The sequence below is a fragment of the Pseudomonas guangdongensis genome (assembly GCF_900105885.1).
Taxonomy (GTDB): Bacteria; Pseudomonadota; Gammaproteobacteria; order Pseudomonadales; family Pseudomonadaceae; genus Geopseudomonas; species Geopseudomonas guangdongensis.
In genome coordinates, this window is record NZ_LT629780.1 from 2,978,515 (window position 1) to 2,998,059 (window position 19,545).

General features: G+C 70.2%; 18 protein-coding genes. 9 read left to right on the forward strand and 9 right to left on the reverse strand.

What is annotated here, in order from left to right; translation table 11 throughout:
* The first annotated feature begins 136 nt into the window (after positions 1 to 136).
* A complete protein-coding gene (locus BLU22_RS13855; RefSeq protein WP_090215656.1) occupies positions 137 to 1,339 on the forward strand; it encodes an aminotransferase class V-fold PLP-dependent enzyme in 1,203 nt (400 codons plus the stop codon).
* Positions 1,336 to 1,764: a SufE family protein gene (locus tag BLU22_RS13860; protein ID WP_090215658.1), complete on the forward strand. Its 429-nt coding sequence runs from the start codon at positions 1,336 to 1,338 to the stop codon at positions 1,762 to 1,764. Before BLU22_RS13855 ends, BLU22_RS13860 begins: the two co-directional genes overlap by 4 nt.
* Positions 1,765 to 1,821: 57 nt before the next feature.
* Here the strand turns inward: BLU22_RS13860 and tcdA are convergent, their stop codons facing one another.
* Complete coding sequence (gene tcdA / locus BLU22_RS13865; RefSeq protein ID WP_090215661.1) at positions 1,822 to 2,634, reverse strand: tRNA cyclic N6-threonylcarbamoyladenosine(37) synthase TcdA; 813 nt, start codon at positions 2,632 to 2,634, stop codon at positions 1,822 to 1,824.
* 183 nt (positions 2,635 to 2,817) lie between these two features.
* Here tcdA and BLU22_RS13870 point away from each other — a divergent pair, with 183 nt between their 5' ends.
* Genes BLU22_RS13870 through BLU22_RS13895 form a run of 6 tightly spaced genes read left to right on the forward strand, consistent with a single transcriptional unit; the run spans position 2,818 to position 9,010 of the window.
* On the forward strand, positions 2,818 to 5,406 hold the full coding sequence (locus BLU22_RS13870) for a glycosyltransferase (protein WP_090215662.1): 2,589 nt from the start codon (positions 2,818 to 2,820) through the stop codon (positions 5,404 to 5,406).
* A 33-nt stretch (positions 5,407 to 5,439) separates the two neighbouring features.
* Positions 5,440 to 6,642, forward strand: coding sequence for a succinyl-diaminopimelate desuccinylase (gene dapE, locus BLU22_RS13875; protein ID WP_394327529.1), 1,203 nt, complete (start codon positions 5,440 to 5,442; stop codon positions 6,640 to 6,642).
* A gap of 2 nt (positions 6,643 to 6,644) precedes the next feature.
* Positions 6,645 to 7,448: a putative RNA methyltransferase gene (locus tag BLU22_RS13880; RefSeq protein ID WP_090215667.1), complete on the forward strand. Its 804-nt coding sequence runs from the start codon at positions 6,645 to 6,647 to the stop codon at positions 7,446 to 7,448.
* 54 nt (positions 7,449 to 7,502) lie between these two features.
* Complete coding sequence (locus BLU22_RS13885) at positions 7,503 to 7,874, forward strand: hypothetical protein (protein WP_090215670.1); 372 nt, start codon at positions 7,503 to 7,505, stop codon at positions 7,872 to 7,874.
* Positions 7,875 to 7,910: 36 nt separating this feature from the next.
* Positions 7,911 to 8,582: a ribonuclease domain-containing protein gene (locus BLU22_RS13890; protein ID WP_090215672.1), complete on the forward strand. Its 672-nt coding sequence runs from the start codon at positions 7,911 to 7,913 to the stop codon at positions 8,580 to 8,582.
* A complete protein-coding gene (locus tag BLU22_RS13895) occupies positions 8,579 to 9,010 on the forward strand; it encodes a barstar family protein (RefSeq protein ID WP_090215675.1) in 432 nt (143 codons plus the stop codon). Before BLU22_RS13890 ends, BLU22_RS13895 begins: the two co-directional genes overlap by 4 nt.
* A gap of 61 nt (positions 9,011 to 9,071) precedes the next feature.
* On the opposite strand, the gene BLU22_RS13900 is transcribed toward BLU22_RS13895, so the two are convergent.
* From BLU22_RS13900 to BLU22_RS13935, 8 genes are all read right to left on the reverse strand, one after another.
* Positions 9,072 to 9,281, reverse strand: coding sequence for a cold-shock protein (locus tag BLU22_RS13900; RefSeq protein ID WP_090215677.1), 210 nt, complete (start codon positions 9,279 to 9,281; stop codon positions 9,072 to 9,074).
* A 222-nt stretch (positions 9,282 to 9,503) separates the two neighbouring features.
* Entirely contained in the window at positions 9,504 to 10,481 is a 978-nt protein-coding gene (locus tag BLU22_RS13905) for a DUF4340 domain-containing protein (RefSeq protein WP_090215680.1), read from the reverse strand.
* 72 nt (positions 10,482 to 10,553) lie between these two features.
* A complete protein-coding gene (locus BLU22_RS13910; RefSeq protein ID WP_090215681.1) occupies positions 10,554 to 12,377 on the reverse strand; it encodes a GldG family protein in 1,824 nt (607 codons plus the stop codon).
* A 10-nt stretch (positions 12,378 to 12,387) separates the two neighbouring features.
* On the reverse strand, positions 12,388 to 13,122 hold the full coding sequence (locus tag BLU22_RS13915; RefSeq protein WP_090215684.1) for an ABC transporter permease subunit: 735 nt from the start codon (positions 13,120 to 13,122) through the stop codon (positions 12,388 to 12,390).
* Positions 13,119 to 14,042: an ABC transporter ATP-binding protein gene (locus BLU22_RS13920; protein ID WP_090215686.1), complete on the reverse strand. Its 924-nt coding sequence runs from the start codon at positions 14,040 to 14,042 to the stop codon at positions 13,119 to 13,121. The genes BLU22_RS13915 and BLU22_RS13920 overlap by 4 nt, the downstream gene beginning before the upstream one ends.
* A 158-nt stretch (positions 14,043 to 14,200) precedes the next feature.
* Entirely contained in the window at positions 14,201 to 16,927 is a 2,727-nt protein-coding gene (locus BLU22_RS13925; protein WP_157719009.1) for a diguanylate cyclase, read from the reverse strand.
* A 249-nt stretch (positions 16,928 to 17,176) separates the two neighbouring features.
* Complete coding sequence (locus BLU22_RS13930) at positions 17,177 to 17,908, reverse strand: adenosylcobinamide-GDP ribazoletransferase (protein ID WP_090216495.1); 732 nt, start codon at positions 17,906 to 17,908, stop codon at positions 17,177 to 17,179.
* Positions 17,909 to 17,954: 46 nt separating this feature from the next.
* Positions 17,955 to 18,614: a thiopurine S-methyltransferase gene (locus BLU22_RS13935; RefSeq protein ID WP_090215691.1), complete on the reverse strand. Its 660-nt coding sequence runs from the start codon at positions 18,612 to 18,614 to the stop codon at positions 17,955 to 17,957.
* 112 nt (positions 18,615 to 18,726) lie between these two features.
* Here BLU22_RS13935 and BLU22_RS13940 point away from each other — a divergent pair, with 112 nt between their 5' ends.
* The gene (locus tag BLU22_RS13940) at positions 18,727 to 19,494 is read left to right on the forward strand and encodes a DODA-type extradiol aromatic ring-opening family dioxygenase (protein WP_090215694.1); all 768 of its coding nucleotides are present in this window, start codon (positions 18,727 to 18,729) and stop codon (positions 19,492 to 19,494) included.
* Positions 19,495 to 19,545: the final 51 nt, after the last annotated feature.

The following is a 19,545-nucleotide window of genomic DNA, read 5'->3' on the forward strand; positions in this document are numbered from 1 at the left end:
TTTCCCACCCCGCCGGCAGCCGCGAGGCGCGCCGCCGGCCGATCGCTACCGGTACACTGCCTGAAGCGCCGGATGGACCCCGGGCCCGCCGGCCGACACACCGCCCCTACCGGGACCGCCCCTGACAGGAGCCACCATGTCCCTGCCCTCCCCCTGGCGCGCCGACTTCCCGGCCTTCTCGGCCTTCGCCGCCGACGGCCTGACCTACCTGGACAGCGCCGCCACCGCCCAGAAACCCCAGGCGGTGCTCGATGCCCTGCTCGGCCATTACGCCGGCGGCGCCGCCAACGTGCATCGCGCCCAGCATCTCCCCGGCGAGCGGGCCACCCGCGCCTTCGAAGCCGCCCGCGACAGCGTGGCGCAGTGGCTGAACGCCGACAGCGAGGAGATCGTCTTCACCCGCGGCAGCACCGAAGGCCTCAACCTGCTGGCCTACGGCCTGGAACACCTGTGCGAACCGGGCGACGAGATCGCCGTCAGCGCCCTGGAGCATCACGCCAACCTGCTGCCCTGGCAGCAACTGGCCCAGCGCCGCCAGCTCAGACTGGTGATCCTGCCGCTGGATGCCGCCGGCGACATCGACCTGGCGCAGGCCGCCACGCTGATCGGCCCGCGCACCCGCCTGTTGGCGGTCAGCCAGCTGTCCAACGTGCTCGGTCGCTGGCAACCGCTGGCACCGCTGCTGGCTCTGGCTCGCGCCCAGGGCGCGCTCAGCGTGGTCGACGGCGCCCAGGGCGTGGTGCATGGCCGCCACGACCTGCAGGCGCTGGACTGCGACTTCTACGTGTTTTCCGGGCACAAGCTCTACGCCCCGGACGGCATCGGCGTGCTCTACGGCCGCCGCAGCGCCCTCGCCCGCCTGCGCCACTGGCAGTTCGGCGGCGAGATGGTGCAGTTCGCCGACTACCGGAGCGCCCGCTTCCGCCCCGCCCCGCTGGGCTTCGAGGCCGGCACCCCGGCCATCGCCGCCGCCATCGGCCTGGGCGCGGCCCTGGCCTACCTGAGCGAGCAGGACCCCTACGCCATCGCCGCCCACGAAGCCGCCCTGCACCAGCGCCTGCTCGCCGGCCTGCGCCGCTTCGACGGCCTGCGCCTACTCGGCGAGCCGCACACCGCACTGGCCAGCTTCGTGGTCGAGGGCGTACACAACGCCGATCTCGCCCACCTGCTGAACGAGCAGGGCATCGCCGTGCGTGCCGGCCAGCACTGCGCCATGCCGCTGCTGCAACGCCTCGGCCTGCCCGGCGCACTGCGCGTCTCGCTCGGCCTGTACAGCGACGGTGATGATCTGGAGCGCTTCTTCGCCGCTCTCAACCACGCGCTGGAGCTGCTGCGATGAGCGCGGCGACGAACCTGCCGGCCGAGGCCCGTGCAGCCCTGGCCGCCTTCTCCGCCTGCAACGGCTGGGAACAGCGCGCCCGCCTGCTGATGCAATGGAGCGAACGCCTGCCGGCGCTGACCGACGAGGAACGCTGCGAGGCCAATCGGGTGCAGGGCTGCGAAAGCAGCGTATGGCTGGTGGCAGGCCGCAGCGGCAGCCGCCTGCAATTTCGCGCCAGCAGCGACGCCCGCCTGCTGCGCGGCCTGCTGGCCCTGCTGCTGCTGCGCATCGACGGTTTGAGCGAGGCCGAACTGGCCGCGGTGGACGTGACCGACTGGTTCGCCCAGCTCGGCCTCGGCCGCCAGCTGTCGCCGTCGCGCAGCAGCGGACTGAACGCGGTGCTGCAGCGCATCCGCGAGCTGGCCAGCGAAACCTATCCGTAGGGGGCTCGCGTCGGCGACTGCCCGCCAGCGACAGCCCCCCTGCGCGGGACTCCGGCCCTACGACTGGGTGCCCCTGCGCTCCGCCGGCCGCCGCGCGCCGGCCACCAGTTTGTCGACCAGCCGCGCCGCGGCGACCATGCCGAAGGTGGCTGTGACCATCATCACCGCGCCGAAGCCGCCGGCGCAGTCCAGGCGCACCCCTTCGCCGACGAAGCTCTTGCTCTGACAGACGCTGCCGTCGGGCTGCGGGTAGCGCAGCTGCTCGCGCGAGTACACGCAGGTAACGCTGTAGGTGCGCCCCGGGGTGCGCGAGAAACCGTAGTCGCGGCGCAGCAAGGAGCGCACCTTGGCGATCAGCGGGTCGTTGACCGTCTTGTTCAGGTCGGCGACCTGCACCTGGGTCGGGTCGACCTGTCCGCCGGCGGCGCCGGTGGTGACGATGGCGATCTTGCGCCGCTTGCACCAGCTGATCAGCGCCGCCTTGGCCGCCACGCTGTCGATGCAGTCGATCACCCCGTCGAGCTGTTCGGTGATGTGCTCGGCCATGGTCTCGCGGGTGACGAAGTCGGCCACCGCATGCACGATGCAGCCGGGGTTGATGGCGCGGATGCGCTCGGCCATCGCTTCGACCTTGGCGCGACCGATGTTGCCGGCGTGGGCATGGATCTGTCGGTTGGTGTTGGTCACGCAGACGTCGTCGAGGTCGAACAGCGAGATCTCGCCGACTCCGCTGCGCGCCAGCGCCTCGGCCGCCCAGGAACCGACCCCGCCGATGCCGACCACCGCCACATGGGCGCTGGCCAGCCGTTCGAGGCCGATACGCCCGTACAGGCGGGCAATGCCGCCGAAACGCTGCTCGTCGATCTGCATGTCAAGTTCCCCGGAAAAATGCGCCGCGCATTATAGGGATGCGCCCGGCGCCACCCAAGTGCCGGGCGCCCGCCGGCCCGCGCAGTACGCCCCCTGTACAGCCCCGAAGGGCCGGAGTACGATGCGCGCGCGTCGGCGCTCGCCGGCTTTCCTCTCCGTTCCTTTCTCTGGAACCCTGCATACATGTCTGCTCGCAAACTGGGTCTCAACCTGGTCATGGTCGTGGCCGTGGCCTCCCTGTTCACCGGCCTGTGGGCCTGGTTCAACCAGCCGCTGAAAGCGCCCGACTGGCCCGACCACATCTCCGGCTATTCCTTCTCGCCGTTCCGCCTCAACCAGAACCCGCAGGACGGCACCTACCCGAGCGAGGCGGAGATCCGCGCCGATCTGGAGCTGCTCAGCAGCCAGACCGACAACATCCGTACCTACTCGGTCGACGGCATGCTCGGCGAGATCCCGCGCCTGGCCGAGGAAGCCGGCCTGCGGGTGACCCTGGGCATCTGGCTGAGCAACGACCTAGAGGCCAACGAGTGGCAGATCCAGCGCGGCATCGAGATCGCCAAGCGCGAGCGCAGCGTGGTGCGCGTGGTGGTCGGCAACGAAGCCCTGTTCCGCGAGGAGGTCACCGTCGAGCAGATGATCGGCTATCTCGACCGCGTGCGCGGCGCCCTCAAGGTGCCGGTGACCACCGCCGAGCAGTGGCACATCTGGGAGAAGTACCCGGAGCTGGCCAGGCATGTCGACCTGATCGCCGCCCACGTGCTGCCCTACTGGGAGTTCATCCCCCAGGAGCACTCGGTGGACTTCGTCCTCGACCGCGCCCGCGAGCTGAAGAAGCTGTTCCCGAAGAAGCAACTGCTGCTGGCGGAAGTCGGCTGGCCGAGCAACGGCCGCACCCGTGGCGGCGCCCAGGCTACCCAGGCCGACCAGGCCCTCTACCTGCGCAACCTGGTCAACCAGCTCAACGCCAAGGGTTACAACTACTTCGTCATCGAGGCCTTCGACCAGCCGTGGAAGGCCAGCGACGAAGGCTCGGTCGGTGCCTACTGGGGCGTGTTCAACGCCGAGCGCCAGGCCAAGTTCCCGTTCACCGGCAGCGTGGTGGAGATCCCCGAGTGGCGCCTGCTGGCCACCGCCTCCGGGGTGCTGGCCCTGCTTGGCCTGGCCCTGCTGCTGATCGACGGCAGCGCCCTGCGCCAGCGCGGCCGCACCTTCCTGACCATCGTGGCGTTCCTCGCCGCCACCCTGCTGGTGTGGATCGCCTACGACTACAGCCAGCAGTACAGCAACTGGTTCAGCAGCCTGGTCGGCATCCTGCTGGCCATCGGCGCCCTCGGGGTGATGATCGTCCTGCTCACCGAGGCCCACGAGCTGGCCGAAACCGTGTGGAAGCACCAGCGCGTGCGCACCTTCCGCCCGGTCACCGAGGAAAACGCCTACCGGCCCAAGGTGTCGATCCACGTGCCCTGCTACAACGAGCCTCCGGAGATGGTCAAGCAGACCCTCGACACCCTGGCGCGACTCAACTACCCGGACTACGAAGTGCTGGTGATCGACAACAACACCAAGGACCCGGCGGTCTGGCAGCCGGTGGAAGCCCACTGCGCCGGCCTCGGCCCGCGCTTCAAGTTCTTCCACGTCGCGCCGCTGGCCGGCTTCAAGGGCGGCGCGCTCAACTATGTGCTGCAGCATACCGCCGCCGACGCCGAGGTGGTGGCGGTGATCGACTCCGACTACTGCGTCGAGCCGGACTGGCTCAAGCACATGGTGCCGCACTTCGCCGACCCGGAGATCGCCGTGGTGCAGTCGCCGCAGGACTACCGCGACCCGCACGAGTCGCTGTTCAAGAAGCTCTGCTACGCCGAGTACAAGGGCTTCTTCCACATCGGCATGGTGACCCGCAACGACCGCGACGCGATCATCCAGCACGGCACCATGACCATGACCCGCAAGTCGGTGCTCGACGAACTGGGCTGGGCCGACTGGTGCATCACCGAGGATGCCGAGCTGGGCCTGCGGGTGTTCGAGAAGGGCCTGTCGGCCGCCTACGCCGAGCAGAGCTACGGTAAAGGCCTGATGCCCGACACCTTCATTGACTTCAAGAAACAGCGCTTCCGCTGGGCCTACGGCGCCATCCAGATCATGAAGCGCCACGCGGCCAGCCTGTTCCTCGGCAAGGGCAGCGAGCTGTCGCGCGGCCAGCGCTACCACTTCATCGCCGGCTGGCTGCCGTGGATCGCCGACGGCCTGAACATTTTCTTCACCCTCGGCGCCCTGTTGTGGTCGGCGGCGATGATCATCGTGCCCAACCGGGTCGACCCGCCGCTGATGATTTTCGCCATCCCGCCGCTGGCGCTGTTCGTGTTCAAGCTGGGCAAGATCCTGTTCCTCTACCGCCGCGCGGTGGGGGTGAACATGCGGGACGCCATCGCCGCCGCGGTGGCGGGCCTGGCGCTGTCGCACACCATCGCCAAGGCGGTGCTGTACGGCTTCGTCACCCGCAGCATCCCGTTCTTCCGCACGCCGAAGATGCGCAGCAGCCACGGCCTGCTGGTAGCGCTGGCGGAGGCCCGCGAGGAGGTGTTCGTCATGCTGCTGCTATGGGGCGCCGCCTTCGGTATCGCGCTGACCCAGCCGCAACCGAGCCTGGACGTGTACTTCTGGGTCGGCGTGCTGCTGGTGCAGTCGCTGCCCTACCTGGCGGCGCTGCTCATGGCCCTGCTCTCGGCCCGTCCGCAGGTCGAGGCCAGCAGCGACGAAGTGCCGGTCTGATCCCCGGCCCTTCCCCGACAACGGCGCTCAGAAATGGCGCCGTTTTCCTTTAAGATAAACGCCTTTCGACCTGTCGCCGTTTGCGGAGCCTGCATGACCACCCTCTCCCCCACCCTCGAACTGGCCTGCGAGCTGATCCGCCGCGCCTCCGTCACCCCGCTGGACGAGGGCTGCCAGGCGCTGATGAGGGAACGTCTGGCCGCCTGCGGCTTCGCTGTGGAGCCGATGCGCATCGAGGAGGTGGAGAACTTTTGGGCGCGCCGTGGCGGCGAAGGCCCGGTGTTGTGCTTCGCCGGCCACACCGACGTGGTGCCCACCGGCCCGCTGGACGCCTGGCAGCATCCGCCCTTCGCGGCCTTCGTCGATGCGGAAGGCATGCTCCGCGGCCGCGGCGCCGCCGACATGAAGGGCAGCCTGGCGGCGATGATCGTCGCCGTCGAGCGCTTCGTCGCCGACCACCCGCGGCACACCGGCGCCATCGCCTTCCTGATCACCAGCGACGAGGAAGGCCCGGCGCTGCACGGCACCAAGGCGGTGGTCGAGCGCCTCTCGGCGCGCAACGAGCGTCTCGACTGGTGCATCGTCGGCGAACCGTCAAGCACCTCGCAGGTCGGCGACATCGTCAAGAACGGCCGCCGCGGCTCGCTCAACGGCCGCCTGCGAGTCAAGGGCGTGCAGGGCCACGTCGCCTACCCGCATCTGGCGAAGAATCCCATACACCTCGCCGCCCCGGCACTGGCCGAGCTGGCCGGCGAGCACTGGGACGCCGGCAACGCCTTCTTCCCGCCGACCAGCTTCCAGATCTCCAACATCCACTCCGGCACCGGCACCACCAACGTCATCCCCGGCGAGCTGACCTGCCTATTCAACTTCCGCTTCTCCACCGAATCGACCGTGGAAGGCCTGCAGCAGCGCGTCGAGGCGATCCTCGACAGGCACGGTCTGGACTGGCAGATCGACTGGTCGCTGTCCGGACTGCCGTTCCTCACCGAACCGGGCGCGCTGCTCGATGCGGTGTCGGCGAGCATCAAGGCCGTCACCGGCCGCGACACCAGCCCCTCGACCACCGGCGGCACCTCGGACGGCCGCTTCATCGCCACCCTGGGCACCCAGGTGGTCGAACTCGGCCCGGTCAACGCCACCATCCACCAGGTCAACGAGCGGGTGCTGGCCAGCGACCTGGACCTGCTCACCGAGATCTACTACCAGACGCTGGTGCGTCTGCTGGCGGCCTGACCATGCTCATCTGCCCGATCTGCAGCGGTGCGCTGCATGCCCAGGACAACGGCGTGCAGTGCAGCCACGGCCACCGCTTCGACCGCGCCCGCCAGGGCTACCTGAACCTCTTGCCGGTGCAGCACAAGAAGAGCCTCGACCCGGGCGACAACGCCGCGATGGTCGAGGCGCGGCGGCGCTTCCTCGGCGCCGGCCACTACGCACCGCTGGCCGCGCGACTGGCCGAGCTGGCGGTGGCGCGCACCCCGGCGCGCTGGATCGACATCGGCTGCGGCGAGGGCTACTACACCGCGCAGCTGGCCGATGCGCTGCTGGCAGCCGACGGCTACGCCCTGGACATCTCCCGCGAGGCGGTCAAGCGCGCCTGCAGGCGCGCCCCGCAACTGACCTGGATGGTCGCCAGCATGGCCCGCGTGCCGCTGGCCACCGGCTCCTGCGGCCTGCTGGCCAGCGTGTTCAGCCCGATCGACTGGGTCGAGGCGGCGCGCCTGCTGCGCCCCGGCGGCGGCATCCTGCGCCTGGGGCCGGCGCGCCTGCACCTCTACGAGCTGCGCCAGAAGCTCTACGATGAGGTGCGCGACTATCAGGACGACAAGCACCTGAGCGATCTGCCCGACTCGCTGAAACTGGCCGATACCCAGACCCTGGAGTTCCGCCTGAGCCTGGACAGCTTCGAGGCGCGCAGCGACCTGCTGGCGATGACCCCGCACGGCTGGCGGGTCAATGCCGAACGCCGCGAACGCATCCTCGCCGAGCCCTTCGAGGTCACCGTGTCCGCCCGCTACGACTGGATCGAACGCCAGTAACAATGCCCAGGACGGCCGCGCGGCCGTCCCCATCGCCGCACCAGGAAGCCCGACATGCGCCAACCGGATATCGAGATCTACCTCAAGGACGTCGAACTGCCGGCGGTCACCGCCTGGCTGGAGCAGGCCATCGGCCCGTGCAGCCAATGGCAGGTCCGCGGCCAGACCCACAAGTGCCGCGCCGGCGACATCCCCGTCACCTGGCTGCACAAGGCCGTCGGTCGCTGGAGCAGCCTGCTGCTGGACAGCGCGCAGACGCCCTGGGAAGACGACCTGGCCTGCGCCAAGGCCGCCTGCGCCGCCCTCGGCGTGCAGGTACGCTGCGCCCCCGGCAGCTGGAACGAGGAACAGGGCGAGGAAGATGCCGACCGCTGGCTGAAGGTCACCGCCGAGGGCGTCAGCGAGATCACCTGGCGCACCGACTGAGTCCGGCTCCCCTCTCCACCGCCCAAGAGATTCACCATGCAAGGCAAGATCGTCACCTGGAACGACGACCGCGGCTTCGGCTTCATCGCACCCGACGATGGCTCGGCGCAGCTGTTCTTCCACATCTCCGCCGTGCGCACCAGCGTACGCCGGCCCCAGCAGGGCGACCGGGTCGCCTTCGAAACCACCCGCGACAGGTCCGGCCGGCTCAAGGCCGCCTGGGTGACGCTCGAAAACGCGGCGGCGCAGCCGCAGGCGCCTCGGCGAGCGCCCGGCAGCGCCCCGCGCGGCAGGCCGGCACAGTCCAGCCCGCTCCGGCTGCTGGGCGGCGCCGCGCTGCTGGTGCTGCTGTTCCTCGGCTGGCTGCTGACCCAGGGACCGCTGTCCGGCCTGTTCACACCGACGCCCGCCGGCCCCGGCAGCGCCCTGCAGGTCGAGGCACCGATCCAGCGCGAGATCGACAAGACCCTCGCCCTGATCCGTCGCGGCGGCCCCTACCCGCACAGCCAGGACGGCACCGTGTTCCAGAACCGCGAACGCCGGCTGCCCGCCCAGGCGCGCGGCTACTACCGCGAATACACGGTGCGCACGCCGGGCCTGTCCCATCGCGGCCCGCGGCGCATCGTCACCGGCGGCAACCCACCGGTGATCTACTACTACACCGAAGACCACTACCAAAGCTTCCGCGTACTGGAGCCCAGGCCATGACCCCGCAGCAATTCGCCGCGCGCCTCCTCGCCGAACCGGCGCACGCCGGGCTGTATCGCTGCGCGCCGGGCTGGGTGCAGGACTCGGCGGAGATCCTCTGGCGCCCGCTCGCCGCCGCGCCCATCGCCCGCGAGCCGCTGCTCGCCGCGCTCGGCACCGCACTGGCCTTCCCCGCGTACTACGGGCAGAACTGGGACGCCGCCTGGGACTGCCTCACCGAACTGGACTGGCCGGCCGGGCGCCTGCTCGCCCTGCGCCTGCCGCTCGCGCCCGGCTGCGCGGTGGACGAGGCGGCGCTGGAGGTCTTCCTCGAACTGCTGGACGACGCCTGCCGGCACTGGGCCGAACAGGGCCGGGCGCTGTGCCTGCTGCTGGAAACCCGCCGCGAGGACCTGTCCTGCCTGCGCGCGCTGCCCATGCTGGAGTGATCGCGCAGACAGCGAAAAGCCCGTCTCGCGACGGGCTTTTCGGAACCTCCACAGCGTGGACTCAGAGCTTGGAAACGTCCTCGGCCTGCAGGCCCTTCTGCCCCTGGGCGACGGCGAACTCGACGCGCTGCCCTTCCAGCAGGGTGCGATGGCCATCGCCTCGGATGGCGCGGAAATGCACGAACACATCGGCGCCGTTCTCGCGCTGAATGAATCCATAGCCCTTGGCATCGTTGAACCACTTGACGGTTCCGATCTCGCGATCAGCCATTACAACTCTCTCCAGACTCGCAAATGTTCATCGCTCCCCGCAGGGAGCCGCTCGGGACGGTACGTTGCGAAACGTTCTTCTTGTTATATCCGACCTCCGCCGCCGCGAGGCGTCTGGAGCGGGTATTTCGAATGGCGTTCTTGACGACCGCTGGCCCGAGTATAAACAAAGCGTCCGACCTGAAAAGCCCCGCCACTTGACCCAGGACAAAGGTCGCAGCCTTCACTCGCGCGGCGCCAGCAGCTCGCCGGCACGCCGCGCCAGCACGGCGTATTGCGGCGCCTCCAGACGATAGGCCCAGTCGCGCTGGCCGATCAGCTGCGCGCCCAGCCCGCGGCTTTCGCCCAGCACCAGCCAGTGCTGGCCGCCGCGCAGATAGAAGCGCCCCTGCAGCTCGCCGCCCGCGAAGGTGCGCACCACGAACTCCAGCTCCGGACGGCCATCGAAGGCGACCTGCGCCAGCGACGCGGCGTCGGCGAAGTCGAGGCTGGAGAACAGCGCGGCCATGCTGTTGAGCGCTCCCTCGTAGGCCAGCCGGCGGCCGGCCGGCAGGTCGAGGAGGTTCAGGTTGAACTGCTCGGCGCTGTCGCGGCCGGCGCGCAGGCGCTCGCCATCGGCATGCCGCACCGCCACCTCGCGCACGCTGGCGAAGGGAATCTCGGCGATGCGCCGATCCAGCCAGGCCAGTTCGTTGTCGACCAGCGCCAGCGGCTGATCGACCAGCCAGACCTGCGCATCGTCCGGCCAGCGCACCAGTTGGCCGCCCTGCCGGGAGGCCTGCCCGATCAGCAGCACCTGCGGCGCGCCGCCGAGGCCTTCCAGGGTCAACCGCGTGGCCGCGCCCTCGCCAGCCTCGGCCAGGCCGAGGCGCGCGTGGTTGTCCGGGTTGCGGGTCTTGGCCTCGACCTTGCGCGCCGCCGCCAGCGCGCGCAGCAGGCGATTGACCTCGCCGGCCGCCGCCGGATAGCCGGCCTTGTCCGGCACCACCCAGGCGTCGCCCTCGCGCACGATGCGGATCCTCGGCAGCTCGCCGTGGCGGATCTCCAGCGCCCGCACCTTCTCCAGTTGCCCGGCCAGCGCCGGCAGCAGCAGTTGCCGCTCGGCCTGGCGGGCGATCCCGTCGCCGCGCTGCAACCAGACGAGCAGCGCCCCGAGCAGCAGGGCGAACGACAACAGCATCCACAGCGACTTGCGTTGCATGACAGCCTCCGGCAGGCATCGGGGGATGTGGCGCCAGCCGCCTTGGCCGCTGGCGCCCACCCGTCAACAGGGTCAGGCCGTGCGCCGCCGGCGCAGCAGCCACAGACCGATCACCGCCAGCGTCAGCAACAGCGGCACCAGGGCGATATTGACGAACTTCAGGCTGCGCCCCAGCGCCTCGATGTCGGCGTTGAGCTGGTAGCGCACCTCGCGCAGCTGCTTGCGGATCGCCAGCTTCTCCTGCATGAACTGCTGCAGGGTGGCCTGCTGCTCGGGACTCAGCTCCAGCGCCTGCTCGGGGCCATCGCCCGGCTGCAGTTCGGCCAGGCGCTGCTCGGTCTGCGCCAGGCGCTGGTTGAGGATCTCCTCCTGCTCGCGGAAGCGCGCCTCGGCCTGACGCTGCAGGTTCTCCACCACCACGAACGGCCGGCTGTAACGCCCGCGCGAGCGCACGCTGATCAGCGCATCGCTGCCGGCGAGGTTGTCCAGCGCGTTGATGGCGAAGCCGGCGTTGTCGGCGAACGGTTGCGGCACGCGCTGGCCGAAGAAGTCCTGCACCTGCACCCACATGCGGTCGGCGAGCAGGTCGCTGTCGGCGACCACGATCAGGTTGATCCGCTCGGCGGCCTTGAGGCCGTCCTTCTGCCCCTCGATGCCGTCGGGGAAGGCGCTCTGCGCCGGACCGTCGATGCGCGCCGCCAGCGCGTAGCGTTCGCCGGTCGGGGCCAGATCGCGCAGCAGCTCCTGCGGATCGCGCAGCATGGCGAAGCGCTGGACGTCCATCGGCATGGCGTACTCGGAACTCTGCAGCAGCGGCGTGAAGCGGGTACCGGCGCCTTCCAGCGGTTCGAGGATGCCGGCGGTGGCTACGGTGATGCTCTCCAGCCCCGCCGTGGTCACGTCGTCCTGATCAAGCGCCTGCGCCGGCAGGCTCAGCCAGCCGACATGGCGCACCGGGCGCTGCGCCTCGCCGCGCCCCACCGCCAGCGCGTAGCTGCCGTCGGCCAGCACCTCGCCGGGGCGCAGGCGCAGGCCCCAGGCCTTGAACAGCGGCGCCAGGTCGGAGGCGTTGCCCCCCTCCATCAGCCCGCCGCTGTCCGCCTCGCTGAACGGATCGACGAAGGCCAGCAGCTTGCCGCCGCGCAGCACGAACTGGTCGATGGCATACAGCGTCGGCTCGGCCAGCGCCTTGGGATGAACCAGCAGCAGCACCGACACCTCGTCGGGGATGCGGTCCACATCGTCCTGCAGGCGCTTGATGGCGAACTGCTGGCGGATCTGCTCCATGACCATCCAGGGCGCGCCGCCCTGCCCGCTCAGCGGGTTGAAGCCGCCGTCCAGCGGCAGCCCGGAGAGCACGCCGACCACCGGCCGCTCCGGCTTGGCCAGCGCCTGCACCAGACGGCTGATCTCGTATTCGAGGAACTCCTCCTGGTCGAGCGGGAAGAACGGGATGGTCTGCACGTCGTCCAGCGCGTTGCTGCCGGCCAGGCCGAAGTACAGCTTGTCGCCGCCTTGCTGCAGCGGCACCGCATGCAGGCCGAACTCGGCGGCGCGGTCCTCCTCCTCGGAGAACGGCTCGGGGTCGATCACCTGGAGCCTGAGCTTGCCGCCGGCTGCGCGCTCGTAGGCGCGCAGCATCTCCTCGACGCGCCGCGCGTAGTTGCGCAGCGGCGTGAGGTCGCGGCTGAGGTTGTCGGAATAGAAGAAGTACAGGTTCACCGGCTCGTCCAGCCCGGCGAGGATGCGCCGGGTACCGTCGCTGATGGTGTAGAGCTTCTGCTCGGTCAGGTCGAGCCGGGCGTTGGGCAGGCCGATGCCGGTGACCATGTTGAAGGCCAGGAAGGCCGCGGCGATCAGCAGCAGGCCCGCGCCGGAATGGATGATGCGCTTCATCGTCGGCTCCTCAGTCGGCTTTCTTCAGGTCGATCGCCACCGCCGTGGCGGTCAGCCAGGCGAGGATCAGGCTGGCGAAGTACAGCAGGTCGCGCAGGTCGAGCACGCCCTTGCTGATCGCATCGAAGCGGGTCAGGAAGCTCAGCGCGGCCACCGCGTCGACCAGCGTCTGCGGCGCCCAGCCGCTGAAGGCGTCGAGCACCAGCGGGAAGCCGCTGGCGACGAACAGGAAGCACACGCAGACGGTGAGGATGAAGGCGATCACCTGGTTGCGGGTCAGCGCCGAGAGGCACGAGCCGATGGCCAGGTAGGCGCCGGCCAGCAGCCAGCTGCCGATGTAGCCGGTGAGGATCGCGCCGTTGTCCGGCTCGCCCAGGTAGTTGACCGTCAGCACCATCGGGAAGGTCAGCAGCAGGGCGATACCGGCGAACACCCAGGCGGCGAGGAACTTGCCGCCCACCGCGTCGGCACGCGTGATCGGCAGGGTCATCAGCAGCTCGATGGTGCCGCTCTTGCGCTCCTCGGCCCACAGGCGCATGGCCAGCGCCGGCACCAGGAACAGGTACAGCCAGGGGTGGAAATTGAAGAACGGCGCCAGATCGGCCTGACCGCGCTCGAAGAACTCCCCCAGGTAGAAGGTGAACACCCCGGACAGCACGAGGAAAATCACGATGAACACATAGGCCAGCGGCGTGGCGAAATAGCTCGCCAGCTCGCGCCTGAAGACCACCGGCAACTGCTTCATGCCGCCTCTCCTCGGGTCAGGGTGCGGAACACCTCGTCGAGGCGTCCGCGCTCGACGTCCATTTCCTTGATCTGCCAGCCGCGCGCCGCGACCAGCGCGCTGACCTGCGGGAAGATCACCTGGCCAGGCTGCGCCAGCACGGTCAGGCTGTGCTCGCGGGCGTTACGCTCGACCCCGGCGACTCCCGGCAGCGCCGCCAGCGCCGCCTCGTCCAGGCCCGCGCCGCCCACCAGGGTCACCGCCTGGTGATAGCGCGAGCGGCTCTCCAGCTCGAAGGGCGTGCCGTCGGCCACCACCCGTCCGCTGGCGATCACCAGCGCCCGGCTGCACACTGCGCTGACTTCTTCGAGGATATGCGTGGAAATGACGATGATCTTGTCATGGGCCAGACGCTGGATCAGCTGGCGCACCTGATGCTTCTGGTTCGGGTCGAGGCCGTCGGTGGGCTCGTCGAGGATCAGCACCTGCGGGTCATGGAGGATCGCCTGGGCCAGCCCGACGCGGCGCTTGAAGCCCTTGGACAGGGTCTCGATGGACTGGCCGAGCACCGACTCCAGCTCCACCTGGGCCACCGCCCGCGCCACCCGCGCGCGCTTCTCGGCGCCACGGAAACCGCGTACCTCGGCGATGAAGGCGAGGAACCCCTGCACCGTCATGTCGCCGTAGCAGGGCGCGCCCTCCGGCAGATAGCCGATCAGCTGCTGGGCCTTGAGGGTCTGGCGCTGTATGTCGAAACCGAAGATCCGCGCGGTGCCCGAAGTCGGCGCGAGGAAGCCGGTGAGCATCTTCATGGTGGTGGACTTGCCGGCGCCGTTAGGGCCGAGAAAGCCCAGCACCTCGCCGGGCTGAACGCGGAAGGACAGGCCGTCCACCGCCGTATGCTGCGCAAAGCGCTTGGTGAGTTGTTCCAGTTCGATCATGGTCGCTCCAAGACTGCCGGAGCCTGCGCGCCAACAGCCGCGGAGGCTTCACGAATGCCGGGTGAACTCTAGGTAGGGCATGGGGGCATTGCAAGGGGCAGGCCGTGCCCGCGCGGGCCGGCTCAGAGCCGCGCCCTACGGGCGGAGGCCATGCTCCATCAGCCCACTTCCTGCGCCTGTCCCGCCAGATTGCCCAATGCCTCCTCCACCCGGTTGCGCCCCTGGCTCTTGGCCTGGTACAGCGCCTGGTCGGCCAGCTTGATCAGGATTTCCGGGCTGTTGTCGTCCTCGGGCACCAGCAGGGCGACGCCCATGCTCACGGTGACCACGCCCAGCGGCGAATCGGCGTGGGCGATGGCCTGTGCCATGACTGCCGCACGGATGCTTTCGGCCAAGGCCAGAGCGCCGGCGGCGTCGAGGTCGCTGGCGATCACCGCGAACTCCTCGCCGCCGTAGCGGGCCGCCAGGTCGCCGGCGCGGCGGGTGCCGGCCTGCAGGGTGGCGGCCACCTTGCGCAGACAGTCGTCGCCGGCCAGATGGCCGTAGCGGTCGTTGTAGCGCTTGAAGAAGTCGATATCGAGCATGAGCAGCGCCAGCGGCTGGCGGGCACGGCGTGCGCGGCCCCACTCGCGGGCCAGGGTGGCGTCGAACACCCGGCGGTTGGCCAGCCCGGTCAGGCCGTCGGTGCTGGACAGGTGCAGCAGCTCGCGGTTGGCCCGCTCCAGCTCGGCGGTACGCGCCTCGACCTGCTGGCGCAGTTCCTCGGTGTGTCGCTCCAGGCGGCGCGCCATCATCGCCAGGGCATCGCCGAGCATGCCCACCTCCAGCACCCGGCTGTCCACCGGCTTCTCGCCGCTCCAGTCGCCGTTGCCCAGGCGCAGCGCCCAGCGGCTCAGGGTGCCGAGCGGCTGGGCGATCCAGTTGCTGAGCAGCACGGCGCCCAGCAGGCTGAGCAGCAGGACGGCCAGGGCGACCAGGGTGACGTTGCGCAACAGGCCGCTGGTCGGGGCGATGAACTGGCGCTGCGGCAGGGCCACGCCGATGGTCAGCGTCGGGCCATCGGGCAGCGCGTAGCTGCCCCAGTCGACCAGATAGCGCTCGCCGTCCAGCTCGCGGAAGGTGCGCCCCTCGGTACTGCCCTGCTCGGCGATGGCCTGGCCGCTGGTGCGCACCAGCGGGTTGTCGCTGGCGCTGGCCTTGATGCGGATGCTGCGGGTACCACGCAGCAGGTATACCGGCTCGCGGCTGGAGGTGGCGAGCAGATCGCCGTTGGCCTCGGCGAGGAAGGCCACGCCGCCGGTGTGCCGGGTGATGTCGGCGAGCAGCTGGCTGAGCTGCAGCAGGGCGACGTCGGCGGTCAGCACACCGAGAAATTCGCCGCTGCGGCCGTACAGCGGCGCGGCCATGCCGATGCCCATGGCATCGTAGGCGCCCGACTCGTCGTCGATGGCGTAACGGTACGCCGGGTACCAGACCATGCTGCCCGAGGCCCGCGCGGCGCGGAACCAGGGCCGGAGGCGCGCATCGAAATGGGCGTTGCCGCGGGAAATCAGGCTGCCACGACGGTTGGCGTCGTCGACCCGATAGAGCAGCATCGCCCGACCGTCGCCCTGGCGGGCCTGGAGCATGCGCAGGGCGCGGTCCTCGCCGCGCGGCGGACGGCTGGCGGCGTGGTACTCGCCCTCGGCGGTGCCCAGGGAGAGGAAGGTCAGCAGCGACTGCTGGCGCAGCTGGAGGAGGAAATTGCCGACCAGCGCCTCGGGCTGGGCGACATCCAGCAGGCCGAGGCGCGCCTGCTCGGCATTGAAGCTGAGCACCCGGCGCGGTACCTCGAAGAATTCGGCGACCTTGTCGTGGACGCGCAGGCCGATCTCGCTGGCCAGCTGCTTCTGGAACTGCTCGGCGGCGGACAGCGCCGCCTGGTAGGACAGCCAGCCCTGCACGGCGATGATCGGCAGCAGGAGCATCAGCAGGCGTCGGCTGAGGAAACCGCGCAACGGCACCTTGCGCATGCTCTCCGACCACTGCGGGCCGCGCGCCGGGCGACCGTCGAACAGCACCAGCGCCAGCAAGCCGAGGGTCAGCAGCGCGCCGCCGCCGCGCAGCCACAGCGCGCGCTGCGGCGGATAGCCCTGGGCGCGTTTGAGCTGCGCGGCAATCATCCAGCGGCCGTCGGGCAGAACGATCTCGCGTTGCAGGTCGGCCTCGTGGAACAGCTCGGGATCGCCGAAGAACACCTCGCCGCGCTCGCCCAGCCCCTCGCGCCCGCGCAGGGCCAGCGCGAAAGGCAGCTCGGGATCGTACAGGCCGCTGTCTTCCAGCAGCCCCTGCAGGTCGATCACCGTGGAAATCAGTCCGAGCAGTTCGCCGCTGCGCGGATCGGCGCCGCCGGCGAAGAACGGCGTGCGCACGATCACTCCGAGCCGGCCGCTCTGCAGCAGCGGTAAAGGCCCGGCGAGGCTGTTGCCACGCCGGGCGACGGCGCGGCGCACGCCTTCCATCATCTCCGGGCGCAGGCCGAAATCCATGCCCAGCACCGCCTCGTTGCCGGCCAGCGGATTGACGTGGACGATGCGCAGGCCGCGCGAGATGGCGATGTTGACCAGCCGGCGATGGCGGTCGAGCAGCGGTTCGGTGAGCGCGCGCAGTTCCTCTTCCGGCAACTGCGGGTCGGCGGCCAGGCGCGCGGCCAGCGGATCGGCCAGGGGCATCAGCGCACCCAGGGTCTGCTCCAGTTCGGCGCTCAGGCGCTGCAGCTGGCCGGCGGCCTGCTGGTGGCGCAGCGACTCCTGACGCTGGCGGTCTATCAGTTCGGCGACGAGAGTGACCAGCAGCCCGAGCAGCAGCACGCCGATGACGTTCCCGAGGGCTTTGCGGCGTTTCATCGCTACTCCATTGATCTGGACGGGGCTTGCCGATCCGGGGCAAGACGGCCGGAATGCGCCGCGCGGAATGGCGCCGGGAGCGCGATGCGGCGCGGATGCCGGCTCGATGACGATGCTAATCGTCCGGCCGCATTCTGCAAAGCGCGCCATGCGCGGCGCGGTGACTCGGCCAGCGGCATCACGGTCACGCCGACCTGCGGGGCGTGGCCGCCGCCGAGGATCGCCCCGCGCAACGCGGGGGCGCCACCATCAGAGCGCCACGGCCAGCACCACCAGCACCGCGCATTCGAGCAGTTCCAGCAGCGCTCCGGCAGTATCCCCGGTGGTGCCGCCGAGGCGCCGCAGCATGGCGCGCCGGCACAGCACGAACACCGCCAGCGCGCTGCCCAGCGCCAGCAGTCCGGCCCAGCCGCCGGCCAGGCAACCCAGCGCCACCGCCAGCAACACCCACCAGCCGGTACGCTGCGGCACGGCGGCAGCCATGGCGCTGCCCAGCCCGTTGGCGCGCACATAGGGGGTGCCGAGCAGCAGCATCAGCAGCGCGCTGCGCCCCAGCAGCGGCGCCAGCAGCAGCACCGCCCACTGCCCGGCCGCCAGCAGCGCCCAGAGCGCGGTGAACTTGAGCAGCAGCAGCGCCACCAGCGCCAGCACCGCCATCGGCCCGCAGCTGGGGTCCTTCATGATCGCCAGGGTGCGCTGGCGATCCCCGTAGCCACCGACCCAGGCATCGGCGCTGTCGGCCAGCCCGTCCAGGTGCAGCCCGCCGCTGGCCAGCAGCCACAGGGCCAGCAGTAGCGCCGCGGCCAGCGGCGCGAACACGCCCTGCAGCAGCGCGGCGGCGAGCAGCAGCACGAGACCGAGCAGCAGGCCGACCAGCGGATAGCAGAGCAGCGACCGGCCGAGCTGGCGGGGTTCGGGCATGCCGGGCAGGCGCACCGGCAGGCGGGTGAGAAACTGCAGGGCGATCAGCAGGGGCAGCACGGCGTTCACGCGGGACTCCAGGGCTCGAAGCAGGACAGCGGCGGGTTCATCCGCGGCGGCGCAGGCGGTAGACACGCTCTTCGAGACGCGACAGACCGCGCTCGATGAACCGCCAGTTGCCCTCCAGCGCGTCGCTGCAGAGCAGCAGCTCCAGCTCCCAGCCCTCGCCGTAGAGCGCACGCACCTCGGCATCGTCGACCGCGAAGGGCGGCCCGCTCATCTGCTCCTGCGGGTAGTCGAGGGTAACCAGCATGCCGACCGCGCCGGCCGGCAGCAGGCGCTGCAGCTGGGCGACGTAGCGGCGGCGCATCTCCGCTGGCAGGGCGATCAGCGCGGCGCGGTCGTAGAAGGCCGTGCAGCCGGCGGTCTGCGCCGGCTCGACGGCGAAGAAATCGCCCTGCAGCACGGCGATCCCCGCGTCCTCATGGCGTTGTAGCGCGCCGTCGGCGCGCACGGCGGGAGACAGCCCCTGCTCGGCGAAGAAGTCCGTCACCGCCTTCGCCGCCAACTCGATGCCCAGCACCCGCTGTCCCTGGGCGGCCAGCCAGGGCATGTCGAGGCTCTTGCCGCACAGCGGCACCAGCACCTCGCTGCCCGCCGGCACCGCCAGCTGCGCCCAGCAGGCCTGCAGGTGAGGATTGACTTCCTTGAGGTGGAAGCCGATTTCGTTGCGCGCCCAGCGCGCCTGCCAGAACTCCTCGTGCATCTGCGTCTCCCTGTCCGATAGCGGTATTCGATGCGATTGGTCGAAAACTTATGCTGGATTTCGATCATTCGGCTGCCGAAGATAGCAACATCGCTCCCCGGAGGCACTTGCCATGTTACCCAGCCTGTTCATTTCCCACGGCTCGCCGATGGTCGCCCTGCACAGCGGCGACACCGGCCGCGCGCTGGCCCGCCTGGCCGGCGAGCTGCCGCGGCCGAAGGCGATCCTGGTGGTCTCCGCGCACTGGGAAAGCGCCGACCTGCGCATCACCTCGGCACCGCGCCAGGAGGCCTGGCACGACTTCTACGGCTTCCCGCCGGCGCTCTACGCGCTGGACTACGAGCCGCCCGGCGCCCCCGCGCTGGCCCTGGAGATCCTCGAACGCCTGGAGGACGACGGCCTGGTCGTGCATCTCGATCCGCAACGCCCCCTCGACCACGGCGCCTGGGTGCCGCTGCGCCTGATGTACCCCGAGGCGGACATCCCGGTGCTGCAGCTGTCGCTGCCCAGCCAGCACGGCCCGGCGCTGCAGACCCGCCTCGGCCGCCTGCTCGGCGAGCTGCGCGGCCAGGGCGTGCTGCTGATCGGCTCGGGCAGCATCACCCACAACCTCGGCGAGCTGGACTGGCACGCCGGCCCGGAGATGGTCGAGCCCTGGGCGCGCGAGTTCCGCGACTGGCTGGTGGCGCGCCTGGCCGCCGACGACGAGGCCGCCCTGCACGACTACCGCCGCCAGGCGCCCTGGGCGGTGCGCAGCCATCCCAGCGACGAGCACCTGCTGCCGCTGTTCTTCGCCCGCGGCGCCGGCGGCGCCTTTGCCGTCGAGTACGCCGGCTTCAGCAAGGCCACCATCGCCATGGATATCTACCGCTTCGGCTGAGTACCCGGCCCGGCCGGCGTTTCTTCCGGCCGCAAACGCGAACGCCCCGAG

Bases quoted from the DNA above. Each gene is read 5' to 3' on its own strand.
- BLU22_RS13880 (WP_090215667.1), top strand. From the start codon at position 6,645: ATGCTCATCTGCCCGATCTGCAGCGGTGCGCTGCATGCCCAGGACAAC.
- BLU22_RS13925 (WP_157719009.1), bottom strand. From the start codon at position 16,927: ATGAAACGCCGCAAAGCCCTCGGGAACGTCATCGGCGTGCTGCTGCTC.
- tcdA (WP_090215661.1), bottom strand. From the start codon at position 2,634: ATGCAGATCGACGAGCAGCGTTTCGGCGGCATTGCCCGCCTGTACGGG.
- BLU22_RS13885 (WP_090215670.1), top strand. From the start codon at position 7,503: ATGCGCCAACCGGATATCGAGATCTACCTCAAGGACGTCGAACTGCCG.
- dapE (WP_394327529.1), top strand. From the start codon at position 5,440: ATGGCGCCGTTTTCCTTTAAGATAAACGCCTTTCGACCTGTCGCCGTT.
- BLU22_RS13870 (WP_090215662.1), top strand. From the start codon at position 2,818: ATGTCTGCTCGCAAACTGGGTCTCAACCTGGTCATGGTCGTGGCCGTG.
- BLU22_RS13940 (WP_090215694.1), top strand. From the start codon at position 18,727: ATGTTACCCAGCCTGTTCATTTCCCACGGCTCGCCGATGGTCGCCCTG.
- BLU22_RS13900 (WP_090215677.1), bottom strand. From the start codon at position 9,281: ATGGCTGATCGCGAGATCGGAACCGTCAAGTGGTTCAACGATGCCAAG.
- BLU22_RS13855 (WP_090215656.1), top strand. From the start codon at position 137: ATGTCCCTGCCCTCCCCCTGGCGCGCCGACTTCCCGGCCTTCTCGGCC.
- BLU22_RS13910 (WP_090215681.1), bottom strand. From the start codon at position 12,377: ATGAAGCGCATCATCCATTCCGGCGCGGGCCTGCTGCTGATCGCCGCG.
- BLU22_RS13905 (WP_090215680.1), bottom strand. From the start codon at position 10,481: ATGCAACGCAAGTCGCTGTGGATGCTGTTGTCGTTCGCCCTGCTGCTC.
- BLU22_RS13915 (WP_090215684.1), bottom strand. From the start codon at position 13,122: ATGAAGCAGTTGCCGGTGGTCTTCAGGCGCGAGCTGGCGAGCTATTTC.
- BLU22_RS13890 (WP_090215672.1), top strand. From the start codon at position 7,911: ATGCAAGGCAAGATCGTCACCTGGAACGACGACCGCGGCTTCGGCTTC.
- BLU22_RS13860 (WP_090215658.1), top strand. From the start codon at position 1,336: ATGAGCGCGGCGACGAACCTGCCGGCCGAGGCCCGTGCAGCCCTGGCC.
- BLU22_RS13895 (WP_090215675.1), top strand. From the start codon at position 8,579: ATGACCCCGCAGCAATTCGCCGCGCGCCTCCTCGCCGAACCGGCGCAC.
- BLU22_RS13935 (WP_090215691.1), bottom strand. From the start codon at position 18,614: ATGCACGAGGAGTTCTGGCAGGCGCGCTGGGCGCGCAACGAAATCGGC.
- BLU22_RS13920 (WP_090215686.1), bottom strand. From the start codon at position 14,042: ATGATCGAACTGGAACAACTCACCAAGCGCTTTGCGCAGCATACGGCG.